At 66.3% G+C, this 22,244-nt stretch carries 15 protein-coding genes; 6 read left to right on the plus strand and 9 right to left on the minus strand.

Features of this window, described 5'->3' with window-relative positions:
- Nucleotides 1-359: 359 nt before the first annotated feature.
- The gene (locus IG171_RS14850) at nucleotides 360-1,913 is read left to right on the plus strand and encodes a BCCT family transporter (RefSeq protein ID WP_249203727.1); all 1,554 of its coding nucleotides are present in this window, start codon (nucleotides 360-362) and stop codon (nucleotides 1,911-1,913) included.
- Nucleotides 1,914-2,010: 97 nt separating this feature from the next.
- On the opposite strand, the gene IG171_RS14855 is transcribed toward IG171_RS14850, so the two are convergent.
- The 5 genes from IG171_RS14855 to hutI form a co-directional block, all read right to left on the minus strand.
- Complete coding sequence (locus IG171_RS14855; RefSeq protein ID WP_212128145.1) at nucleotides 2,011-2,754, minus strand: IclR family transcriptional regulator; 744 nt, start codon at nucleotides 2,752-2,754, stop codon at nucleotides 2,011-2,013.
- Nucleotides 2,755-2,821: 67 nt separating this feature from the next.
- Nucleotides 2,822-4,291, minus strand: coding sequence for an amidohydrolase family protein (locus IG171_RS14860; protein WP_212128146.1), 1,470 nt, complete (start codon nucleotides 4,289-4,291; stop codon nucleotides 2,822-2,824).
- Nucleotides 4,288-5,637 (minus strand): allantoate amidohydrolase, encoded by a 1,350-nt coding sequence (locus tag IG171_RS14865; protein ID WP_249203728.1) that lies wholly within the window; start codon nucleotides 5,635-5,637, stop codon nucleotides 4,288-4,290. The genes IG171_RS14860 and IG171_RS14865 overlap by 4 nt, the downstream gene beginning before the upstream one ends.
- A 48-nt stretch (nucleotides 5,638-5,685) precedes the next feature.
- Nucleotides 5,686-7,362 carry a histidine ammonia-lyase gene (hutH, locus tag IG171_RS14870; protein WP_212128147.1) on the minus strand — a complete coding sequence of 559 codons (1,677 nt, stop codon included), beginning with the start codon at nucleotides 7,360-7,362 and terminating at the stop codon, nucleotides 5,686-5,688.
- A 73-nt stretch (nucleotides 7,363-7,435) separates the two neighbouring features.
- Nucleotides 7,436-8,758 (minus strand): imidazolonepropionase, encoded by a 1,323-nt coding sequence (gene hutI, locus IG171_RS14875; RefSeq protein WP_212128148.1) that lies wholly within the window; start codon nucleotides 8,756-8,758, stop codon nucleotides 7,436-7,438.
- A gap of 346 nt (nucleotides 8,759-9,104) precedes the next feature.
- Between hutI and IG171_RS14880 the strand changes: the two genes are divergently transcribed.
- Nucleotides 9,105-9,998 (plus strand): NAD(P)-dependent oxidoreductase, encoded by an 894-nt coding sequence (locus IG171_RS14880; RefSeq protein WP_212128149.1) that lies wholly within the window; start codon nucleotides 9,105-9,107, stop codon nucleotides 9,996-9,998.
- Between the two features lie 212 nt (nucleotides 9,999-10,210).
- Here the strand turns inward: IG171_RS14880 and hutU are convergent, their stop codons facing one another.
- Nucleotides 10,211-11,932, minus strand: coding sequence for a urocanate hydratase (gene hutU, locus IG171_RS14885; protein ID WP_212128150.1), 1,722 nt, complete (start codon nucleotides 11,930-11,932; stop codon nucleotides 10,211-10,213).
- 511 nt (nucleotides 11,933-12,443) lie between these two features.
- Here hutU and IG171_RS14890 point away from each other — a divergent pair.
- Complete coding sequence (locus IG171_RS14890) at nucleotides 12,444-13,337, plus strand: LysR substrate-binding domain-containing protein (RefSeq protein ID WP_212128151.1); 894 nt, start codon at nucleotides 12,444-12,446, stop codon at nucleotides 13,335-13,337.
- Nucleotides 13,338-13,391: 54 nt separating this feature from the next.
- Here IG171_RS14890 and IG171_RS14895 read toward each other — a convergent pair whose 3' ends face one another.
- Nucleotides 13,392-14,627, minus strand: a complete 1,236-nt coding sequence (locus IG171_RS14895) for an IS30 family transposase (protein ID WP_212128152.1) — start codon at nucleotides 14,625-14,627, stop codon at nucleotides 13,392-13,394.
- A gap of 438 nt (nucleotides 14,628-15,065) precedes the next feature.
- On the opposite strand from IG171_RS14895, the gene IG171_RS14900 reads away from it, so the two are divergent.
- The gene (locus IG171_RS14900) at nucleotides 15,066-16,496 is read left to right on the plus strand and encodes an Nramp family divalent metal transporter (protein WP_212128153.1); all 1,431 of its coding nucleotides are present in this window, start codon (nucleotides 15,066-15,068) and stop codon (nucleotides 16,494-16,496) included.
- Nucleotides 16,496-17,440: a phosphoglycerate dehydrogenase gene (locus IG171_RS14905; protein WP_212128154.1), complete on the plus strand. Its 945-nt coding sequence runs from the start codon at nucleotides 16,496-16,498 to the stop codon at nucleotides 17,438-17,440. The genes IG171_RS14900 and IG171_RS14905 overlap by 1 nt, the downstream gene beginning before the upstream one ends.
- A gap of 385 nt (nucleotides 17,441-17,825) precedes the next feature.
- On the opposite strand, the gene IG171_RS14910 is transcribed toward IG171_RS14905, so the two are convergent.
- Nucleotides 17,826-18,719 (minus strand): dihydrodipicolinate synthase family protein, encoded by an 894-nt coding sequence (locus IG171_RS14910; protein ID WP_212128155.1) that lies wholly within the window; start codon nucleotides 18,717-18,719, stop codon nucleotides 17,826-17,828.
- A gap of 31 nt (nucleotides 18,720-18,750) precedes the next feature.
- The gene (locus tag IG171_RS14915; RefSeq protein ID WP_249203729.1) at nucleotides 18,751-19,731 is read right to left on the minus strand and encodes an aldo/keto reductase; all 981 of its coding nucleotides are present in this window, start codon (nucleotides 19,729-19,731) and stop codon (nucleotides 18,751-18,753) included.
- 140 nt (nucleotides 19,732-19,871) lie between these two features.
- Here IG171_RS14915 and pdxA point away from each other — a divergent pair, with 140 nt between their 5' ends.
- On the plus strand, nucleotides 19,872-22,181 hold the full coding sequence (gene pdxA, locus IG171_RS14920) for a 4-hydroxythreonine-4-phosphate dehydrogenase PdxA (RefSeq protein ID WP_212128156.1): 2,310 nt from the start codon (nucleotides 19,872-19,874) through the stop codon (nucleotides 22,179-22,181).
- Nucleotides 22,182-22,244 lie beyond the last annotated feature (63 nt).

Genomic DNA, 22,244 nt, shown 5'->3' on the forward strand with positions numbered 1-22,244 from the left:
TCCGACCGTCGGATACTCTTCGGTCCGTCACCGCGAGAAGTCTCACACTCTGCGCCTGAGAGCCGAATCCATGTGGAGATTCGCTTCCAACCGCATAGACTCATCGCTGCACGGCTCCTCGAACGTCCCTGTTCGCGGGGCCGATTCTTCAGCCTGCTCCACCACCCGACCGCCCCCGACGAACGCTCATGCCTGCTGAGGCGGTTGTGAGTCCGGAGACCACGATGACGACGCTGAATTCTTCCACCCCTGAACCCGCAAGCAGCACTGCAGGCGGATCCGATCGCTCAACCACGTCCACATCCTCCGACGACCCTCCCCCTGCCGCCGAGCCGGGCTCCGAGCCCGAACCCGACGATGTGCAACCTGCATTCGATGTCGTCACCCGCTCGAATCGGGTCGGAAAGGTGTTCGTGTGCTCGGTCGCCGTCGTCATCGCCTTCATGCTGTGGGCGACGATCGCCCCCGCTGCTCTGGCTGGGATCATGACGCGGGCGATGACCGCAGTGTCGACCGGTTTCGGTTGGATCTACCTCGTCGTGCCCTTCGCTGCGATCGTCTTGCTGGTGTGGTTCGCCGCGAGCCGCTTCGGCCGCCTCCGCCTCGGTACGCAGGACTCACGCCCCGAATACCGCACGATCACCTGGCTGGCGATGATCCTGGCGGCCGTGATGGGGATCGGACTGGTCAGCTACGGCGTGGCCGAACCGATGTCGCACTTCATGGTCCCGCCCCATGGGTCGGCCGAACCGGCGACCATGGGCGCGGCCGTTCGCGCGATGCAGTTCTCCTATCTCGACTGGGGCTTTCAGGCCTGGGCGATCTTCGGAGTCTTCGGTCTGGCCATCGGCTGCTCGACACACAGGAAGAGACGCCCGGCGCTGGTGTCGACGATGCTGCGCCCGGTGCTCGGCCGGTTCGTCGACGGTTGGATCGGCAACCTCATCGACATCCTCACCATCATCGCCACGCTCTTCGGCACGACAACCTCGCTCGGCCTCGGGGCCTCACAGATCGAGCAGGGACTCAACACCGTCCTCGGCGTCGAGTCGACTCCAATCCTGCAGATCCTCGTCATTGCGGTGCTCACTCTGCTGTTCACGGGATCGGCGCTGACCGGGGTGAGCAAGGGCATCAAGCACCTCTCACAGATCACGCTGACCATGGCGACCCTGCTGGGACTGTTCGTCTTCATCACCGGGCCGAGTGGTTTCGTCTCCAACCTGTTCGTGCGCTCCATCGGTGCCTTCGCCGGTGATTTCCTCGAACTCAGCCTGATGACGCCCACGAATGCCGAGGACAGCGAATGGATGCTCGGGTGGACCTACTTCATGATGGCGTGGTGGCTGTCATGGAGCGCGTTCGTCGGCATCTTTCTGGCCAAGATCTCGCGGGGACGCACGATCCGCGAGTTCGTCGCCGGCGTCCTCCTCGTGCCCAGCGCCGTCTTCTTCATCTGGTTCACCGTCATGGGCGGGTCGGCGATCAAGCTCGACATCGACGGGGCCGCGATCGGTGAGGCGACGCAGAACAACTTGGACACCGCCTTCTTCAGCCTGCTCGACCAGCTGCCGCTGTCCCTGCTGGCCTCGACGTTCACGATCATCATGGTCATCCTGTTCTTCGTCTCCTCCGCGGACTCGAACACCTTCGTCCTCAGCTCGCTGTCCTCACACGGCTCCTTCGCCCCAAGGCGCCCGGTGATCGCGACCTGGGGAGCACTGACCGGCGGCTGCGCGATCGTGCTGCTCCTCGTAGGCGGCCTGCAGGCTCTGCAGCAGGCGGCGATGCTCTCGGCCGTGCCCTTCACCGCCATCGTGGTCATCCTCGGCATCGCACTGATCAAGGAGCTGCGCTGTGATCATCAGATCGTCGAGGAGGCCGCTCGCGAGCGGCGGGTGCTGGGGCACTGAAGCAAATCTCGCAGAGACCCGACCAGCGCTCATAACCAACTTGGCACAGAGACGGCGACTCGAGTCGGCGGCGAAAAGCCGCCACCGAATCAGCACATCATCGCAGCTTCGCAGTCACCTCGGCGGCGGCAGTCTGGACCCGGTCGACCACCGGCGTCATGTCCTCGGGCAGGGCCTCGCTGATCAGTGAGACCCCGATGGCGGCGATCGGGCGTTTCAGCACGTCGTAGACGGGTGCGGCGATCGTCGAGATCCCGGGGGTGACCTCGCCGTGTTCGATCGCGCAGCCGGCGCGACGTTCCTGGGCGAGCACTGCATTCAGCGCCTTGACCGAGGTCGGTCCCCTGCCCGTGCGGGAGACGAAACCGGTCTCGGACTGGAACATCGCAAGCACCTCGGACTTCGGCAGCTGGGCGAGGATCGCTCGACCGGTGGCGGTGAGGTAGCTGGGCAGGCGGACACCGGTGGCAGTGATGACGGCCACTGATTTCAGTGACTGCTCCTTGAGCACGTATTCGGTCTCCCACCCGCGGATGACGGCGAGCTGCGCGGTCGCGGTTGTGTCGTCGGCCAGCTGGCGCACTACCGGCTGCGCTAAGCGCTGCAGCGGGTTCGTGCGCAGATAGGAGGCCCCGAGTTCGTGCACACCGGCGCCGAGGACGAAACCCGATTCCGTGCGTGCGACGAGCCCGAGCTCCTCGAGCACGGCGAGGATGTCGTAGGCGCTGGAGCGCGGAATCTCGAGGGCCCTCACCAGGGCCCCGGCTGTGATCGCCCGGTTCGATGAGGCCATGTGCCGCAGCATCGCGATCGCCCGACGCAGCGCGGGGACCTCAGCCATGACGGCCGCCTCCGAACCCGCCGCCCCGGGCGCCGACCGCTTCTCGTCCGGTGAGCTCGGCCACGGCTCAGCCCTCCATCCCCAGCGCCGCGAACGCGGCCGCGTAGAGGTCTGCGATGTCTCCAAGTTCGGCGTGCACGCCGTCGCGGACCCTCACCCGACCGCCGCTGACGGTCAGCCGGACATCCGCCGAAGTGGCCGTGAGGATGATCTGTTCGTCCAGTGACCCGAAGGTGCGCATGCTGTCGGTGCGCAGCGTCACGAAGTCGCATGCCTTCCCGACCTCGAGCGACCCGACGGGCAGGTCGAGGCTGCGGGCTCCGGATTCGGTCAGCGCGGTGATGAGCTCGGCGGGGCTGAAACGGCCGCGCTGACCCGATCGCAGACGTTCTCCGGCCTCGAGACCCTGGGTCTCGCGCAGGGCATCGAGGACGACGTGCTGGTCGGATCCGAGCGCGATCGCGGCTCCGGCATCGGCGAGTTCACGGGCCGGCCCGATGCCGTCGGCCAAGTCCGCCTCGGTGGCCGGACACATGACGATTGAGGCCTGCGACTGTCCGAGGATCGCGATGTCGTCCTCGCTCAGGTGGGTGGCGTGGACGGCCGAGAGGTTCGATCCCACGACTCCGGATCGCGCGAGCACCTGCGTCGGCGTCGTCCCATAGGCGGCGTGGCAGGCTTCGTTCTCTGCGGGCTGTTCGGACAGGTGGACGTGGATGGGATCGGTGAGTTCGGTGAACCGCGGCAGGTTGGCGGCAGGCACGGCCCGGATCGAGTGGATGGCCGCGCCCACATGGACGAAGCTCTCGCCCGGAGCGCGCACGGGGAACTCCTCGGCGAAGGAGGCCGACAGCCCCATGTGGCGGTCCATGTAGCCGTCGATCGTGCCATCGCCGAACCGGGCCTGTTCGGCGGAGAGTTCGGCGTCGATGGCGCCGGTGAGGTAGCAGGTGTCGAGCAGTCGGATCCGGATCCCCGCCGAGGCGGCCGCCCGTGCCAGCGCCCGTTCCATCGCGTGTGCCCGGTTTCCAGCGGCGTCGTCGGCTGCGTCGCCGGCAGTGGTCTCGGCAGCGTTCCCAGCAGAGGGCTCGGCAGCGTTCCCGGCAGCGGTCTCGGCGGCGTCCCCGCGGGGACGTTCGGCCCCGTAGGGTGTCCCGTCCTGTGCGTGGTGGAGGTAGTGGAATTCCCCCACCGAGGTGTATCCGCCGGCGAGCATCTCGGCGAACACGGCGCGGGCTACGGTCTCATAGGTTTCGGGGTCGAGCTTCGCCGCGACCGAGTACATGACCTCGCGCCAGGTCCAGAAGGTCCCGCCGTCACCGTGTGTGCGGCCGCGCAGGATGCGGTGGAAGGCGTGCGAGTGCGCGTTCACGCCACCGGGCAGGGTGAGGCCGGGAACCACCTCGGCGCCGGCGGGTGCGGAGCCGATGCCGGTCTCGACTCCGCTGAGCGTACCCGTGTCATCGCAGTTGAGCAGGACGCCATCAGCGACGGTCCCGTCGACCCAGGCTCTTTCGCACCAGAACTGAGTGCTCATCGCGCACCTCCGCCGCCGGCCGCAGGTCCGGTCGCAGCCCCGCCATCGGGCCCGGTCGCGGCCCCGCCATCGGGCCTGGACGCAGCACCGCCCGCAGGCCCAGGCGCGGCACCGTCCGAGCCGCCGGGGACCTCGATCTCGAGCTCGCGCGCGAGGACCTTGATGAGGGCATCGACTCCGGCCCGCTGATCATCGACCTCGCAGGCCTCTTCGGGAGCGTGCGAGACACCGGTGGGATTGCGCACGTAGAGCATCGCCGAGGGCACGTGCGGAGCGAGGATGCCGGCATCGTGCCCGGCGCCAGAGGGCAGCAGCGGCGCCTGCGGCAGCACCGAGGCCAAGCGCGAGTTGAGGTCGGCGGTGAAGTGCGTCGTCGGCGAGTACGACTCCTGGGAGACGTCGACCCGGACACCGGTCTCGTCGGCGTGCGAGGCGGCCCGGCGGCTGATCGCGTCGAGCACCTGCTCGACGACGGCGTCATTGGGATGGCGGATGTCGAGCCAGAAGCTCATGGCCGAGGCGATGACGTTCGTCCCACCCGGGTGGATGAGCGTGCGCCCGACAGTGGCAACGGCGCTCGCGTCAGTGGCGGCCGCTAGGGTCGGGATATCCCCGATCACACGGGAGGCCGCGACCACCGGATCGGCGCGATGGCTCATCGGCGTCGTGCCGGCATGATTGCCCTGCCCGGTGAAGGAGAAGTGCCAGCGACCGTGGCCGATGATCGAGGAGCCGATGGCCACGGCCTGATCGGTGCCCGCCAGACCGAGGCCCTGCTCGACATGGAGTTCGATGAACGAACCGATCCCGGCCAGCCGAGACTGGTCACGCCCGACCCGATCCGGGTCGAGGCCATAGCCACGGGCGACGTCGGCGAAGGTGTCGCCGACCGAGTCCTTGAGACCGAGTGCGCGGTCGGTCTCGATCGCGCCGGTGAGCAGCCGCGAACCGAGGCAGGCGACACCGAAGCGCGAGCCCTCTTCCTCAGGGAACACGGCCAGCGCGAGGGGTCGGCGGGCCCGCTCGAGCGCGCCCGAGGCCTTCAGCTCGTCGAAGGCCGCCAGCGCCGAGGCGACCCCGAGCGGTCCGTCGAATTCGCCGCCTCCGGGCACCGAGTCGAGATGGGAGCCGGTGACGACGGCATTCTCACCGGGAGGGGTGGCCCACGCCCACGTGATGCCGTTGGCATCGATCTCGGTGTCGAGACCGCGGCGGTCGGCCTCGGCGAGGAACCAATCGCGCAGTTCGCGCTCGGTGGCCGAGAACCCGGGACGCTGGTAGCCGGACCCACGGGGGTCGCGGCCGGTGTCCTCGATCTGGCTCAGCAGTGAGACCACATCGCTCATTGTCAGTTCACTCCGTTCGAAATCGGTCGGGTCCGCCCCGACCCGGTATCAGTCCTGGTGGGTGGTCGCTGCGGCGGTTCCCGACGCCTCGGCAGCGGCTTCGAGGTTGCCCAGGGCCGTGAACTCCGGGTCATCGACGGCCGGGCCGCCGCCGGCCGGCTGCCAGGTTCCGGCCACGGAGGTCACGGTGTGGCGGAACTCGGCGACCGCCTCGGCGGCGGCGACCAGGGATCCGTCCTTGACCTTCGCAATGGTCTCGGCGAGTTCGGGCGACAGGAACCGGTCGGGTCCGGGCCCGGGCACGGTCTCGCGGATGGCCGCGATGACGGCGCCGGTGACCGGCGCCGGGGTGGTCTCACGCATATCGCAGGCCCGGGAGGCCGCGTAGAGCTCGATGCCGACGACGGAGGCGAGGTTGTCGACGACCTTGCGCAGCTTGCGTGCGGCCGACCAGCCCATGGACACGTGGTCCTCCTGCATCGCCGAGGACGGGATCGAGTCGACCGAGGCCGGGGCTGCGCCCCGCTTGGCCTCGGAGACCATCGCGGCCTGCGTGTAGTGGGCGATCATCAGTCCTGAGTCGACACCGGCATCGTCGGCGAGGAACGGGGTCAGATCCTGGTTGCGGGCCACGTCCATCATCCGGTCGGTGCGACGTTCGGCCATCGAGGCGACATCGGCGGCGACGATGGCGAGGAAGTCCAGGGCGTGGGCCAGGGGCGCTCCGTGGAAGTTGCCGTTCGAGGACACCATCCCGTTGGTGAGCACGACCGGGTTGTCGATGGCCGCGCGCAGTTCGCGTTCGGCGACGCCGGTGGCGAAGGCGACGGCATCGCGGGCGGCGCCGTTGACCTGCGGGGCGCAGCGCATCGAGTAGGCGTCCTGGACGAGGTGGGTCGACTCGCGATGGCTGGCTGTGATGGCCGAGTCCTTGAGCGCGGTGAGCATGTTCGCCGCCGAGGCGGACTGTCCGTCGTGCGGGCGCAGAGCGTAGTGGAGTTCGGGGGCGAAGACCGCGTCGGTGCCGAAGAGTCCCTCGATGCTCATGGCTGCGGAGACGTCGACGGCGGTGAGCAGGTTCTCCAGATCGGTCAGGGCCATGATGAGCATGCCGAGCATGCCGTCGGTGCCGTTGACAAGCGCGAGCCCTTCCTTCTCGGCGAGCGTGACCGGAGTGATTCCGGCGGCTTTGAGGACCTCATCGGCAGGTCCGGCCACCCCGTCCGGCCCCTCGGCCACACCTTCGCCCATGACGACGAGCGCACAGGCCGACAGCGGTGCGAGGTCTCCCGAGCAGCCGAGCGAACCGTATTCGTGGACGACCGGGGTGATGCCGGCGTTGAGCAGTTCGACGTAGGTCTGGAGCACCTCGGCGCGGACTCCGGCACGGCCGGTGGCCATCGTCCGAGCACGCAGCAGCATGAGAGCCCGCACGACCTCGCGCTCGACGGGTTCGCCGACACCGGCGGCGTGGGAACGGATGAGCGACTTCTGCAGCTGAGTGCGCAGTTCGGTGGGGATGTGGCGCTGGGCGAGGGCGCCGAACCCGGTCGAGACGCCGTAGACGGGCTTCTCTGCCTGGGCGAGGGCGTCAACGGCTTCGCGGTACTTGTTCACACGGGCCAGGGTGGCCTCGGACAGGCGCACCTTCGCATCGTGGCGGGCGACATCGACCACCTCGGCGAAGGTGAGGGTGTCGGGGTCGAGATCGATGAGGTCTGACATCAGGGGCCTTTCATTGGGAATCGTCCGCACGGTGATGCGGGCCAGGGGTTGAGGATCGGGACTTCGGTGGGTCTCAGGGGCGCGGCCGATTGTCAGCGACGAGTTCACCGTCGGAGTAGACGCGTTCGACGAGTTGGACACCGGGCCGGTAGGCCAGGTGACGGCAGCTCGGCGCGTCGAGGACGGCCAGGTCGGCGCGAGCTCCGGCCCCGAGGTGGCCGACGTCGGTTCGCTGCAGGGCGTTGGCACCTCCGGCCGTTGCCGCCCACACCGCCTGTTCGACGGTGAAATGCATGTCCCGGACGCCGATCGCGATGGCGAAGGGCACGCTGTTGGAGAACCCGGAGCCGGGGTTGCAGTCCGTGGCGATGGCCAGGCGCACCCCGGCGTCGACGTAGCGCCGGGCGTCGGGATAGGGCTGGCGGGTGGAGAACTCGATGCCCGGCAGCAGAGTGACCACGGTGCCGGACTCGGCGAGGACGGCGAGGTCGGAGTCCGAGGCGAAGGTCGCGTGATCGACGGACACGCACCCGAGTGCGGCGCCGAGTTTGAGCGCTCCGCCCTCGGTGAGCTGATTGGCGTGCAGGCGCGGTTTCATGCCTGCGGCCCTGCCGGCGTCGATGATGCGCCTGGTCTGGTCCTCGGTGAAGGCTCCGGTTTCGCAGAACGCGTCGATCCACTTCGCCTTGCCCCGAGTGGCCGGGATGATCTCGTCGATGACGAGGTCGACGTAGCCCTCCGGGTCGTCCTTGTACTCGGGCGGGACGACGTGGGCGGCGATGAGGGTGGACTCTTCGGTGTGCCGGTTGATGATGTCCAGGGCCCGGATCTCATCGGCCACGGTCAGCCCGTATCCGGATTTGATCTCGAAGGTCGTCGTGCCCTGGCGTCGAGCCTGCTCGAGCAGGTGGACGAGGTTGCCTTCGAGTTCGTCCTCGGTGGCCGCGCGGGTGGCGGCCACGGTGGTGGCGATGCCTCCGGCCGAGTACTTCTGCCCGGCCATGCGGGCGGCGAATTCCTCGGACCGGTCGCCGGCGAAGACGAGGTGGTTGTGGCTGTCAACGAATCCCGGGATGACGGCTTTGCCGCCCAAGTCGATGGTCTCGAGCTCGGCCAGCTCCCCTACCGAGGTGACCTCACCGTTGACGATGTCATCGTCGTTGACCGCCGCGACCTCGGGGCGCGGGGCCGCCGGCGCGCTGCCGCCGAGACCGCCCGGTCTCTCTTCGCTGGCACCGAAATGCTCCGCGACTGCGGTGTCCGCCTGGGCGGACGGTCCCGACCAGACGACACGGCCGTCGTCGATGAGCAGGGCGGCATCGGTGATGACGTCCAGTTCGCCGAGCGCATCGAGGTCGTTGACGACCAGCTCGCTGATCCCGGTGAAAAGCTGCATGACGGGTCGGCCCCTTCCGATCGAGAATGCTTCAGTCCCAGTATGGACCGCACGCCCACGGCACAGAACCGCCCACAGAGATATTCGTCCGATATTTCGGACACTCGGTGGTCGTGCGCCCGTCACCGTGCGCCCTTCACCGTGGGCGGGGCACCAGGCGAGCACGCACGTGACCGGCGAACGGCCCAGGGCGCGGCGAGCACGCCGGGACAGCGCCCGCGTCACGTGCCAGCCGCCGACAGGCCCCGCGACGAGCCTGCAACCGACGGGTAGTCTGGCCCCATCTGACTTTCAGCATCCAAGCACTGACGAAATCAGTGTCGACCACGGACGAAGGAGACGAACGATGAGCACTGACAGCCACCTCGGCGCGGGAGCAGATTCCACACGCTCGCTGGCCGGGCGCACGATCATCATGAGCGGCGGCAGTCGGGGAATCGGACTGGCGATCGCACTGCGCGCGGCCCAGGACGGGGCGAATGTCGCGATCGTGGCGAAGACCGCCGAGCCGCACCCGAAGCTCGAGGGCACCGTCTACACGGCGGCCGAGCAGATCGAAGCCGCCGGCGGCAAGGCGCTGCCGATCATCGGCGATGTCCGCGATGATTCCTCCGTCGCCGAGGCGGTCGCGCAGACCGCGGAGACCTTCGGCGGCATCGACATCGTCGTCAACAATGCCAGCGCCATCGACCTGTCGCCGACGGCGGACCTGGCGATGAAGAAGTTCGATCTCATGCACTCGATCAACTCGCGCGGTTCGTTCCTCCTGGCCAAAACGGCGTTGCCGCACCTCAAGGCCTCGAACGCCGCGCACGTGCTCACGCTCTCCCCGCCGCTCAACCTCAACCCGGAGTGGGCGGGCAAGCATCTGGGCTACACGATGGCGAAGTACGGAATGTCGCTGGTCACGCTGGGTCTGGCCGAGGAGCTCAAGGCCGATGGGGTGGCGGCGAACAGCCTGTGGCCGCACACGACGATCGCGACGGCGGCGGTGAACAACCTCCTCGGCGGGGCGGAGCTGATGGCGAGGAGTCGGACACCGCAGATCGTGGCCGACGCCGCATGGGCGGTCCTCACCTCAGACCCGCGCCAGGTGACCGGCAACTTCTTCATCGACGACGAGCTGCTGCGCGAACGCGGCGTCACGGACTTCTCCGTCTACGCCCACGACACCTCGAGGTCCGGTTCCATCGGCCATGGACCCGACGACCTCGAACTCGATCTGTTCCTCGACGAGTAGGGGGCTCGAGCGGCGGCGCTGGCGCCGAGGGCTCGATCCACGACGCAGAGCTCTATTCGCAACTGGGGCTTCCAGTCGCAGGTCGAGCTCTCGGCCGAGGTGCCCCGGCAGCAGCCGCGGGTGCCCGCGAGCGGACGCGGGGCTGCGTAGGCTGGCTGCGCGGATTCAGCACGCAGCCCCGCACAGTCCGCTCACTGCCCGGCGCGATCCGCTCACTGCGCGGCGGATTCCTCGTCGCGCTTGTCGAGCTCGGGGATCATCGGCACGCGCTGGCCGCGCCCTTCGGCCACCTCGGCGGCGCGGTCGTAGCCGGCGTCGACGTGGCGGATGACGCCCATGCCCGGGTCATTGGTGAGCAGGCGTGCCAGCTTCTGGGCGGCCAGTTCGGTGCCGTCGGCCACGGAGACCTGGCCTGCGTGGATGGAGCGGCCGATGCCGACGCCGCCGCCGTGGTGGATGGACACCCAGGTCGCTCCCGAGGAGGTGTTGACCAGGGCGTTGAGCAGCGGCCAGTCGGCCACGGCGTCGGTGCCATCGAGCATGGACTCGGTCTCACGGTAGGGGCTGGCGACCGAACCGGAGTCGAGATGGTCGCGGCCGATGACGATGGGGGCCGAGATCTTGCCTTCGGCGACGAGGCGGTTGAACAGCAGACCCGCCTGGTGGCGTTCCTTGTATCCGAGCCAGCAGATGCGGGCCGGCAGTCCTTCGAACTCGACGTACTCGTTGGCAGCGTCGAGCCACGTAGCCAGGTGCTCGTTGTCCGGGAAGAGTTCCTTCAGAGCCTGGTCGGTGACCTCGATGTCCTTCGGGTCGCCGGACAGCGCGACCCAGCGGAAGGGTCCGAGGCCCTCGCAGAAGAGGGGACGGATGTAGGCGGGGACGAAGCCGGGGAATTCGAAGGCGCGGTCGTAGCCGGCCTTGCGGGCCTCGTCGCGGATCGAGTTGCCGTAGTCGAAGACCTCGGCGCCGCGGTCCTGGAATTCGACCATGGCGCGTACGTGCTTGGCCATGGACTCCTCGGCGCGGAGCGTGAACTTCTCGGCATCCTGCTCGGCCTCATCGTGCCAGTCGTCGACGCTGACACCCACGGGCAGGTAGGACAGCGGGTCGTGGGCCGAGGTCTGGTCGGTGACGATGTCGACCTCGGCAGCCTCGGGGCGGTCGAGGATCATGGGCAGGATCTCAGCGGCGTTGCCGACCAGCCCCACCGACAGGGCCCGCTTGTTCTTCTTGGCCTCGATGACCTTGGCCAGAGCGGTGTCGAGATCGGTCTCGACCTCGTCGAGATAGCGCTTGCCCTGGCGGCGGTCGAGGCGGGTCTTGTCGACGTCGATGATGAGGCAGGCACCGCCGTTGAGGGTCACCGACAGTGGCTGGGCGCCGCCCATGCCGCCGCAGCCGGCGGTGATGGTCAGTGTGCCGGCCAAGCTGCCGTCGAAGCGCTTGTGGGCGATGGCGCCGAAGGTCTCGTAGGTGCCCTGGAGGATGCCCTGTGTGGCAATGTAGATCCAGGACCCGGCGGTCATCTGGCCGTACATCATCAGCCCTTCGGCCTCGAGCTCGCGGAAGTGCTCCCAGTTCGCCCAGTCGCCGACGAGGTTGGAGTTGGCGATGAGCACGCGCGGGGCCCATTCGTGGGTGCGCATGACGCCGACGGGTTTGCCGGACTGGATGAGCAGGGTCTCGTCGTCCTCGAGGTCATCAAGGGTGGCCACGATCGCGTCATAGGCTTCCCAGGAGCGGGCGGCACGGCCGGTGCCGCCGTAGACGACGAGGTCTTCGGGGCGCTCAGCGACTTCGGGGTCGAGATTGTTCATGAGCATGCGCTTGGGCGCTTCGGTCTGCCAGGACTTCGCGGTGATCTCGGTTCCGCGGTCGGCGCGGATGACCCGGCTCGAGTCGTGTTGGGTGAACGACGGCTTGGTGGTCATAGGGTTCTCCTTGTCGCTGTGTCCGACGAGGCGGATGCTTGGCTGCCGCTTCGCCGTCGCGCCGAGGGATGGCCGCCTCCGCGCTGTCGGCTCTGACTACACCATCCATTCTGTCTGCTGGGAGAGAATCCGAAAGTGGCTGGAATCAAGTTCTGTCCGAGATTTCGGACGAACCTGGCGCGCGTCCGTTTGGGCGCGCACACTTGATCCACGCCGAGGCGGTGCCCGTCCGCTGCGGCGCACACTCGATCCGCACCGAGGCGGCACGACGATCTCGTGCTTCTCGAATCCCGCACCCGACCACGAGCGGGATAAGGTGGGAGAGGTCTTCGGTCGCGATCGGCTCCCCATTCACGAGTCCCGGACTGCGATAAATTCTTTTTCGGTAAAACTCTCCAGTTATTGTTTACATTATGTGCAATAATCTGTTTCAGACACCCCGGCTTGCGAACATGAGCTCACGGCCCAGACACACAAGCCGACCCATTGAGACGAATCCGGGAGAGCAACCATGGAGCTGCAGCAGATCCGCGCCTTCGTCGCCGTGGCCGAGGAACTCCACTTCGGTCGCGCCGCCGAACGCCTCGGCATGGCCCAGCCGCCCCTGAGTCGCACGATCCGCGCTCTCGAAGCCGAACTCGGAACCTCACTGTTTCAGCGCACCACCCGTTCGGTCAGCCTCTCACCGGCGGGCAACGCCCTGCTCGAACCGGCCAAGCACATGCTCGCCACCCAGCAGGCCGCTGTCGAAGCCGTCCACCGCTCCTCCAGCGGCCAGGCCGGGCACGTGCGCTTCGGCTACGCCCACCCCTCATCCCGCGACCTCGCCGCGGCCCTCGTCACAGCCTCCCACGAGCGCAACCCGGGAATCGTCTTCCAGCTCGAGTCGACGGTCTACGCCGACGAGGGCCTGGAGAGGATCATGGACGGCAGCCTCGACCTCGCTCTCGTCCGCTGGCACCAGCGCCCACCGCTCATCGACGGACGCCCCGTCGCGATCGAGCGCCCCTGCGTCGCCATGCCCAGTTCGCACCGACTGTCCGGCCGGACGTCGGTGAATGTCGAGGAACTCGTCGACGAGTCATTCATCCTCCTGCCGGCTCGGCCGAACTCGAATCTGCGCGAGACCGCCGTGCGGCTGTGCCTCGACGCCGGATTCAATCCGCGCGTGATCCAGGAGGCTCCGGACTCCCAGTCGATCTCCGCGCTTGTGGCAGCCGGAATGGGCGTGACGATCACCTTCGACTCGGTCGCGGCCGGCTACGACTCGCGGATCTCCGCCGTTCCGCTCAACGCCCCGAACGAGACGACCAGGCTCTACCTCGCCCACCGGCTCGACCACCAGGACGCCGCCCTGGAGATTGTCCTCGACCTCGCCGAGGCAGTGCTGCCGACCGTGGGCTAACGGTCGCGGCGCAGGATTTCGCGGGAAACTATTGTTGGTTTTTCGCGGGCGGTTTCAAGCGGTCGTTGCAACACCCGGTGATTGATCGTGTTCAGACAACAGCTTATCCAGGGCCTCGGCCGGCGTCGCCCAGCTTAAGGTCTTACGCGGCCTGCTGTTGAGTTCAGCCGCGACCATGTCCAGATAACCCGGCCCCCACTGACTGAGGTCCGACCCCTTCGGGAAGTACTGGCGCAGCAGACCGTTCGTGTTCTCATTCGTACCCCGCTGCCACGGACTGTGAGGATCACAGAAGTAGATATCAAGACCAGTGACCTTGCTGATCTCTTCGTGGTCGCACATCTCGTGTCCCTGATCCCATGTCAGTGACCGCTTCAACGCTTCGGGCAACTCGGCGATCTTGGCGATCATGGCGTCAGCGACGTCCTCGGCCCCGTGTTTGCCTGGCAGATGCAACAACATCGTGAACCTCGTGGTGCGCTCGACCAGCGTCCCAATCGCTGATCCTGACGCTGTCGAGCCGAGGATGAGATCACCCTCCCAGTTGCCAGGAACAGCCCTGTCTTCTACGGACTTGGGGCGCTGGGAAATATTGACCATGTTCGGGATCCGCCCTCGCCGTTCGTCGGTCCTACGATGCGGCTTGCGCAACCTGCGACCGGTCCGCAGATGCGTGACCAACTCACGTTTGAGTCCGCCGCGTCCCTGGACGTACAGGGCCTGATAGATCGTTTCGTGCGACACCCACATCTCCGGAGTATTCGGGTAGTCCTCGCGCAGTCGGTGAGCGATCTGCTCGGGACTGTGCTTGAGCTTCAATCGTGCCTGGACCTCTCGGCGCAGGGCAAGGTTCGTCGCGAGCTTCCCGGGTCGGTGACGAGTGCGTTTCCGGTCGGCATCAGACTGGCAGACACTGGCCAAATACGAGGGCCGGCTGGGTCGTACGTCCTGAGGGTTACGAGGCGCGCGACGCAGCTCACGACTGATCGTCGCGGGGTCTCTGTTGAGACGCCTGGCGATATCCCGCACGCCGAGGCCCTGGACTCGGTACATCGCGATGTCCTCGCGTTCATCGAACGTGAGGTAGCGACGAGAGCGTCCGTAGCTGTGTGGTGGTTTCACACCTCCACGATGGCGGAACCAATTACGACACGTCGTTATCGACGCGCCCAGGGCCTTGGCGGCTTCTTCGATATCGCGGCCGGCTCGGATCTGGTCCCAGAATTCGACCGCGAACTTCGTGGGTTTAGTCGGTGGCTGATTGCGACCTCTCATTGCTACTTCCCCCATTTCGAGGGGTGTTGCAACGAACCCTTGAACCCAAGGCGCAGAAACCAACAATAGGTTCCCGCAAAATCCTCAGCGGCCCGCGAGCACGGCGAGGCTCTGGGCCCGTCCTGGCTCCCCAGTGGCCCGCGAGCACAGCGAGGCTCTGGACCCCTCCTGGCTCCTCGAGGAACTCAATCCCGGCCGGCGAACGCCAGTACGTGTGCGGCAATAGTAACGAGTTCAGCAACCTTCCACTCACCCCATCCCCACGGCGCACAACAAGCACACACTCAAGAAATCTCTCGCATATTTTGCGCATTACATGCATTTTCGTTGCGCACATCACGCACTCAATGGCACACTTGCATGAGCTGAGCTGACCGGACACGTCAACGTGCGACGCTTCCCGGCACCGGCGCCACAACCGAATTGATCCCTTTTCGTGCAAGGAAGCCGAGTATGACCGTGCAGAACATCGACCGGGACGACCCCACTGCGGCAGCAGACGTCGATCCATACCATCTCGATCCCAAGGATGTGCTCGAGCCACCCACAACATTCGCGGGCAAACTCAAGTACCTGGGCCCCGGGCTCGTCATCTCTGCGGCCGTCATCGGCTCCGGAGAACTCATTACGACAACCGCACTCGGAGCCAAGGCCGGTTTCGTCCTGCTGTGGCTCGTCATCATCTCTACCGCCGTCAAGGTCTGGGTTCAGCTCGAGCTCGCGCAGTGGACGATCCTGTCCGGAAAGCCCGCGCTCGAAGGATACGGTCACGTCGGTCCGCGACTCATCGGTCGTGCCGGTTGGATCAATCTGCTGTGGATCCTCATGGACTTCGCCAAAGTCCTCCAACGAGGCGGCATCATCGGTGGTGCAGTCGCCGCCCTGAGCATCATGGTGCCGGTCTTCGGTGAGCCGCTCTCCACCCCGTCGCTGGTCTTCTGGACAGTGGTCTCGCTTGCGGTCGTCATCGCCCTGCTCGTCACGAACAAGTACAGCATCGTCGAGAAGTTCTCCGTCGGCGCGGTCATCATCTTCACCGTCTCGACCGTCGGCCTCGCCCTGTCCCTGCCCTTCACCGACTTCGCCTACACTTCGGCGGACGTCATCGGCGGATTGAGCTTCGCCATGCCCGCGGGAACGATCGGCTTCGCGGTCGCAATGTTCGGCATCACCGGAGTCGGCGCCGATGAGATGACGACCTACACCTACTGGTGCATGGAGAAGGGCTACGCCCGTTACACCGGCCCCAACGACGGCAGTGCAGAGCGCGCGCGTCGGGCCCACGGGTGGATCTCCGTGATGCGCACCGATGTCCTCGTGTCCTGGATCGTCTCGACCGTGTGCACGATGTCCTTCTATGTCATCGGTGCGGCCATCCTCCACCCGCAGAACCTCATCCCCGAGGGCAACGACATGATCACCACCCTGTCGTCGATGTACTCCTCGACGATGGGAGAAGCCGGCCATTGGATCTTCCTCATCGGCGCCTTCGCCGTTCTCTTCTCGACCTTCATCGCCTCGACCGCGAGCGTGCCCAGACTCTGGACGAACACGGTGTCCGTCCTCGGTATCTTCGATTGGGAGAACACGACAACACGCAACCGGATCATCAAAGTGCTCACCGTGGTCTTCCCGATCATCTGGGCGCTCAGCTACCTCATCATCCAGTCCCCGGTGATCATGGTCCAGATCGGCGGCGTCGCCAGCGGCGTCTTCCTCGTCGCCGTGGTCATCGCGGTCTGGCACCTACGTTCTCGTGAGGTGCCAGCCGATTTCAAGACCAACCACTTCTTCACGGTGATGCTCGTCTTCTCCTCATTGGCCATCGGCCTCCTGGGCATCTACAGCGTGTTCGAAACCTTCGGAATCGAGATAGGAGCCTGATGCGCCTCACCGTCCTCACCCCGTCTTTCGGCAGATTTTCGCAGGAACCGATTGCGCGTTCTGCGCAGCTGGGCCTCGAAATCATCGATCGAACCGAGAACCATCCCAAGACCGGGGCTGACCTCATCGAGGCGATCTCCGACGCCGAGGCGATCCTCGTCGGTCTCGATTGCATCGATGCCGAGGTCTTCGCAGCCTGCCCCGACCTCAAGATCGTCGCCAAGCACGGAGCGGGAGTCGACAACATCGATCTCGCTGCCGCCGCGGACGCCGGGGTCACGGTCGTCAACACCCCTGGCGCCAACGCGGAGTCCGTCGCCGACCTCACCCTCGGCCTGCTTCTCATGGGGGCTCGGAGGATCCGGGCTGCGGAGGACTCACTGCGATCCGGCGAATGGGGAGTCTTCTTCGGAACCCAGCTCAGCGGGAAGCAGCTGGGCATCCTCGGCTTCGGCCGCATCGGGCGGGAAGTCGCCAAACGAGCGGCCGGCTTCGGTCTGCGCATTGCCGCTTTCGATCCCTTCGTCCCGGATGAGGCCATCGCCGAGGCGGGGGTGACTCCTCTTCCCCTCGCCGAGGTGGTCGCCGGCTCCGAATTCCTCACCCTGCACCTCCCCGGAGGCGAGGAGCCCCTCATCACCTCCGAGCACATCGCATCGATGCCAGCAGGTGCGGGTCTGATCAACGCCGCTCGCGGCGGTCTCGTCGACGAGACGGCATTGGCCGAGGCCCTGCACAGCGGTCATCTGGCCTTCGCCGCGCTCGATGCCTTCGCCACGGAGCCCCCGCCTGCCGACGATCCGCTGCTGGGCGCGCCCAACCTCATCGCCACCCCGCACATCGGTGCGTACTCCGACATCGCGAACGCGAACATGGGCACGTGGGCTGTCGAGGACGTCGTCCGCGTGCTGGGCGGCGAGGAGCCTCGCTTCCCCGTTCGTTGAGTTCACTGGGGCGGGTTTCTCCACGACAGTGGTCCTCGGCGATGCGATAGTTCAATCCGGGTCGTGCTGCGGAGCCGATTCCCGATGTCGCGTTCGGACCGACGGTGACAACGCATCCGCGTCACAGCCTTCATCCAGACGATGCGCTCGAGCCCTGTGAGACCGCGTTCGGCATGTGTGTCGACCGGCAGGTACCCATATCCGACGAGCGAGTATCAGGCTCGTGACGGGCCATACGCCGATCGTCGTTCGGGCGATCACAACCTCCGCAAACGTCGTTCGGGCGATCACAACCTCCGCAACCACCGATAAGGCCCGTTGGGACGGTCGCGACCGTCCCAACGGGCCTTGACAGCAGTGTGGCGATTCCAATCGCCACTGGAGCTCAGCTCAGTCCACGTTCGAGGTCGGCAGCGACAGTGGCCTCGATCGTCGACTTCGCCTCGCCGGAAAGCGCATTGAACGGGGCACGGGCCGGGCCGAGTCCGAATCCTCGCTCGTTGGCAGCAGCCTTGACGACTGTGTTCGGATTGCCCAGTGCCAGGCAGTTGCGGATCGGACGGATGCTTTCCTGAGCAGCGCGTGCGGCATCCATGTCTCCGGCGAGGAACAGATCATAGATCGACGCCATCGTCTTCGGGTAGATGTTCGCAATCCCGCTGATGCCGCCTGCCCCTCCGGCCAGTAGCGTCCAGAGGATGAGCGAATCGTTTCCCGAGATCACATCGAAGGTCGCACGATCGGTGCGTTCGAGGTACTGAAGGATCGTGTCGAAGTTTCCGCTCGAGTCCTTGACCGCCGTGATGTTGTCCACGGCTGCGAGCTTCTCAAGCGTCGCCGGCGCCACGGAGTTTCCGGTGCGGGCCGGGATGTTGTAGACGATGACGGGAATATCGACCGACTCGGCAGTTGCGCGGAAGTGGTTCTCGATCTCCTTCTGCGATGCCGCGGCGAAGTATGGGGTGATGATCGACAGAGCATCGGCACCCGCCTCGGCGGCGTCCTGGGCAATGGCGATGGTCTCACGGGTCGTCGCGGCTCCGGCACCAATGACGACCGGGACCTGGCCGGCCACCTCGTCGACGACGATGCGGGCGGCTTCGGCGCGTTCCGTCGGTGACTGGGCGTAGAACTCACCATTGGTGCCGAGCGCGAAGATGCCGTGCACACCGGCCTCGAGTTGACGGCGCACATGCCCACGCAGAGCCGCTTCGACGATGCGTTCCTCATCATCGAACGGGGTGGCAGTGGCCGCGAGAATGCCTCGGATGGATGTCATGCTTGTCCCTTCTCAGGTGCTGGTCTGCGGATCAGCGGTTGTACTTCGGCTGCGAACCGCGCACTGCGGACGTTGCGTCGTCGACTGCGGTGAGCACGTCGGTCGGCAGAGGCCCCTTGGCGATGGCGGTGATATTAGTCTTGAGCTGTTCCACACGGCTGGCGCCGAGGAGCAGAGAATCGATCCCGGAGGCCCCGGCCACCCAGCGCAGGGCGAGTTCGGCCTGCGGGATCCCTGTCTCGTCTGCGACTGCGGCGAGCGCTTCCACCGAGGTGAGGACGGAATCGGAGAGATAGCGCTGAGAGTACATCTCAGCGAGGACGGATCCGGAGAAGCGGTCCCCTGTTCCGTCGGTCGAGGGGCGGCGGGCGAGCAGCCCTCCCGCCAGCGGGTTGTAGGCCATCGTCGCGATGCCGTGGCTCGCGCCGCATTCAAGCCATTCGTCCTCGATCCGTCGGGCCAGAATGCTGTAGACATTCTGCGCGACGACCGGGCGCGGAGCCCCCGCGCGCTCGGCCGCGGCAAGGACGTCGACCGCCTGCCATGCAGCGTAGTTCGAGAGGCCGAGGTTGGTGATCTTGCCCTCAGCACGAAGTGCGGCGATGGTCTCGAGAGTCTCGTCGAGAGAAGCGGCACGATCGGGCTGGTGCAGGTAGAACAGGTCGATCGTTTCGACGTCGAGTCTGCGCAGGGAACCTTCGACACTTGCCCGGAGACCGGCCGCGGACAGAGGAGAGTTCTCACCGGCGTCCGCATGGGGCATCCCGGCCTTCGTGGCCAGCACTATGCGGTCGCGATATTTCTTCACCAGCGGCGAGATCAGGCTCTCGGTGGTCGACTTCGCATAGCCGTTGGCGGTGTCGATCCCGGTGATTCCCGACGCAATGGCCGCCTCGAAGACCTCGTGAGCCGAGGCTTCGGACACCGTGTCGCCGAAAGTCATCGTTCCCAGCACCAGCCGAGACAGGGGGACGGAGACACCGTCGAGTGGGATGGTCGAGTCTGTGGTCAAGAGGTTCTCCTCATCGAGCGAACGCTGTGCATCTGTGCTCGAATCTTCTCACCTCTGCGTGCATCGTGCAACAACTTGCGCATTTCGCGCACGCATGTCACTGTAGACATGTTCTGCCCAACCGGACGCAAAGGAGTGCCATGTCTGAAGGCGAATCCGGTGTCCTGGTGATCGCCGACGACCTCAGCGGAGCCGCCGAGGTCGCCGCCACACTCGACGGCCGCGTGCCGATCGTCCTTTCGTCCGCCGCACTCTCCGAGGCGAACGATACGCACCCACATGACCTCGTCGTCGATCTCGACTGCCGATATCTGCCGTCGGAAGAGGCTCGGGCACGGACCGTGGAAGCCATCACCACGTTGTCCACACAAGAGGATGCCATCACTCTCGTCAAGGTCGACTCCTTGCTGCGAGGCAACATCCGAGCCGCGCTGTCCGCGACGCTCGAGAGCACGAGCGGGCCCGTGATCTTCGCACCCGCCCTCCCCCAGCAGAACCGTACGATCGTCGACGGAGCTCCTTTCGACAACGGCATTCGGCTCAGCCAGACCCGAGCGTGGGAGCTGGAGCACGGGTCGGCTCCCGAGACGCTTGAGGATCTGTGCCCGGCACCCGCACGACATCTCTCGCTGACTGAAGTGCGCACCACCGAGCCGCTGCGCACGGTCATAGATGATGTGCGCACCCAGCGTCTCTTCACTGCCGATGCAGAGACGATGGAAGATTTGGACCGCCTCGTCGCTCTCGCCGAGGCGACGTCTGCAGTCCTCGTCGGCACCTCCGCCCTGGCCAGAGCGATCGCCGTCCGAAGGGCAGTCCTCCGTAGCCGCGGGCGAGCGGACCGAGCCGAACGAACAGGGCTCGTTCCAACCGAGCGTCCACCCGTCGGCCGCGTGCTCACCCTCCTCGGCACGGCGGCGGACCGAATTGATGCTCAGATCGCCCATCTGCTCGCCAGGACGAACAACCGGGTACTCGACCTTCCGGCGGTCGAGGTTGCGTCCTGGGCCGGAGACCGACAGCGGATGCTGGCGACCGCAGCCCAATTACGAGATCTCCTGAAGGCATCCGACCTCGTCGTTCGGCTCACGGATACAGGATCAGCGGTCGACCCGCGACAGCTGCCGGCTCTCCTCGCCGAGCTCACCGCCCATGCTTTGGACGGATCCGGCCCCGTCGCCCTGGCCGCCGCCGGTGGGGAGACAGCCCGGGCCGTCCTCGACCGCCTCGATGTGCACGGACTCGAGACCGTCGACGAGATCCACCCGGGAGCTGTGCTGTCCACGGTCGCAGCCGCCTCGGCCGATGCTTCGAACACCATCGAACTGACCACGGTCGTCACGCGACCAGGAGGTCAGGGCGGACCCGATTCCCTGACACTCATCCACGCGGCTCTGACCGCCGATGAACACAACACCATCCCTGCGGCCACCGTCGCGAATCACGAAGGAGAGTCAATGAACGCACTTCCCACAGTCGCCGTGACCATGGGTGACGGAGCCGGAGTCGGGCCCGAGATCTGCATCGCTGCCTGCCTCGACCCCTCGGTCCTCGCCGTTGCCGAACCTGTCATCATCGGCGATGCCGCCAGGCTAGAAACGGCCGCCGAAGTGCTCGGCACCACCGTCGAGATCCGCCGAATCGAGGAGCCCGGACAGGCAGAGCAGGGCGCTGGTGTCATCAATGTCATCGACCTGGCACTGCTGCCGCGTGACCTGCCCTGGGGTGAGCTCTCGTCCATCGCCGGCGATGCCGCGTTCCGGTACATCGAACGCGCCGCGGACCTCGCAATGTCCGGCCAGGTGCAGGCGATCTGCACCGCCCCACTGAATAAGGAGGCACTGCACGCAGCCGGCCACAGATTCCCCGGGCACACAGAGATGCTCGCCTCGCTGACCGGGACCGAGGAGGTCTCGATGATGCTCTCCTCCCCGAAACTGCGGGTCATTCATGTAACCACCCACATCGGGCTCATCGATGCCGTCGCGAAGATCGAACCCGGACTGGTCGAACGCACTGTCCGCCGCGGCCATGATGCCCTCGTCCGAGCCGGACTGGAACAGCCTCATATCGGCGTCTGCGCGATCAACCCGCACGCTGGTGAGAACGGCCTCTTCGGCTACGGCGAAGAAGCGGAGAAGATCACTCCCGCAATCACCAGGCTCCAAGATGCCGGCATCGACGCCGTCGGGCCGCTGCCAGCCGATACTGCCTTCTTCCTCGCCGGCCGCGGAGACTACGATCTCATCGTCGCGATGTACCACGACCAAGGGCACGGCCCCATCAAGGTTCTCGGCATCGATGCCGGAGTCAACATCACCGTTGGACTGCCCGTCATCCGCACATCGGTCGATCACGGCACGGCGTTCGACATCGCCGGCACGGGCAAGGTCGCTACCGAGAGCATGAGCGAAGCCATGCGCCAGGCCGCGGCTCTCGCTGTCGTCTGAGCCTCGCTCCGAGGAGGGCGGCTGAGGCATGGGATTCCGCGATACAGTGGCGATCAACGACAA

Origin of the sequence: Brevibacterium sp. SMBL_HHYL_HB1, assembly GCF_018208375.1 — a bacterium.
GTDB classification, from domain to species: domain Bacteria; phylum Actinomycetota; class Actinomycetes; order Actinomycetales; family Brevibacteriaceae; genus Brevibacterium; species Brevibacterium intestinavium.

Coding starts and splice junctions, on each gene's coding strand:
- IG171_RS14855 (WP_212128145.1), bottom strand. CDS start 2,754: ATGGCTGAGGTCCCCGCGCTGCGTCGGGCGATCGCGATGCTGCGGCAC.
- hutU (WP_212128150.1), bottom strand. CDS start 11,932: ATGACCACCAAGCCGTCGTTCACCCAACACGACTCGAGCCGGGTCATC.
- pdxA (WP_212128156.1), top strand. CDS start 19,872: ATGTCTGAAGGCGAATCCGGTGTCCTGGTGATCGCCGACGACCTCAGC.
- hutI (WP_212128148.1), bottom strand. CDS start 8,758: ATGCAGCTTTTCACCGGGATCAGCGAGCTGGTCGTCAACGACCTCGAT.
- IG171_RS14900 (WP_212128153.1), top strand. CDS start 15,066: ATGACCGTGCAGAACATCGACCGGGACGACCCCACTGCGGCAGCAGAC.
- IG171_RS14865 (WP_249203728.1), bottom strand. CDS start 5,637: ATGAGCGATGTGGTCTCACTGCTGAGCCAGATCGAGGACACCGGCCGC.
- IG171_RS14910 (WP_212128155.1), bottom strand. CDS start 18,719: ATGACATCCATCCGAGGCATTCTCGCGGCCACTGCCACCCCGTTCGAT.
- IG171_RS14890 (WP_212128151.1), top strand. CDS start 12,444: ATGGAGCTGCAGCAGATCCGCGCCTTCGTCGCCGTGGCCGAGGAACTC.
- IG171_RS14905 (WP_212128154.1), top strand. CDS start 16,496: ATGCGCCTCACCGTCCTCACCCCGTCTTTCGGCAGATTTTCGCAGGAA.
- hutH (WP_212128147.1), bottom strand. CDS start 7,362: ATGTCAGACCTCATCGATCTCGACCCCGACACCCTCACCTTCGCCGAG.
- IG171_RS14880 (WP_212128149.1), top strand. CDS start 9,105: ATGAGCACTGACAGCCACCTCGGCGCGGGAGCAGATTCCACACGCTCG.
- IG171_RS14895 (WP_212128152.1), bottom strand. CDS start 14,627: ATGGGGGAAGTAGCAATGAGAGGTCGCAATCAGCCACCGACTAAACCC.
- IG171_RS14860 (WP_212128146.1), bottom strand. CDS start 4,291: ATGAGCACTCAGTTCTGGTGCGAAAGAGCCTGGGTCGACGGGACCGTC.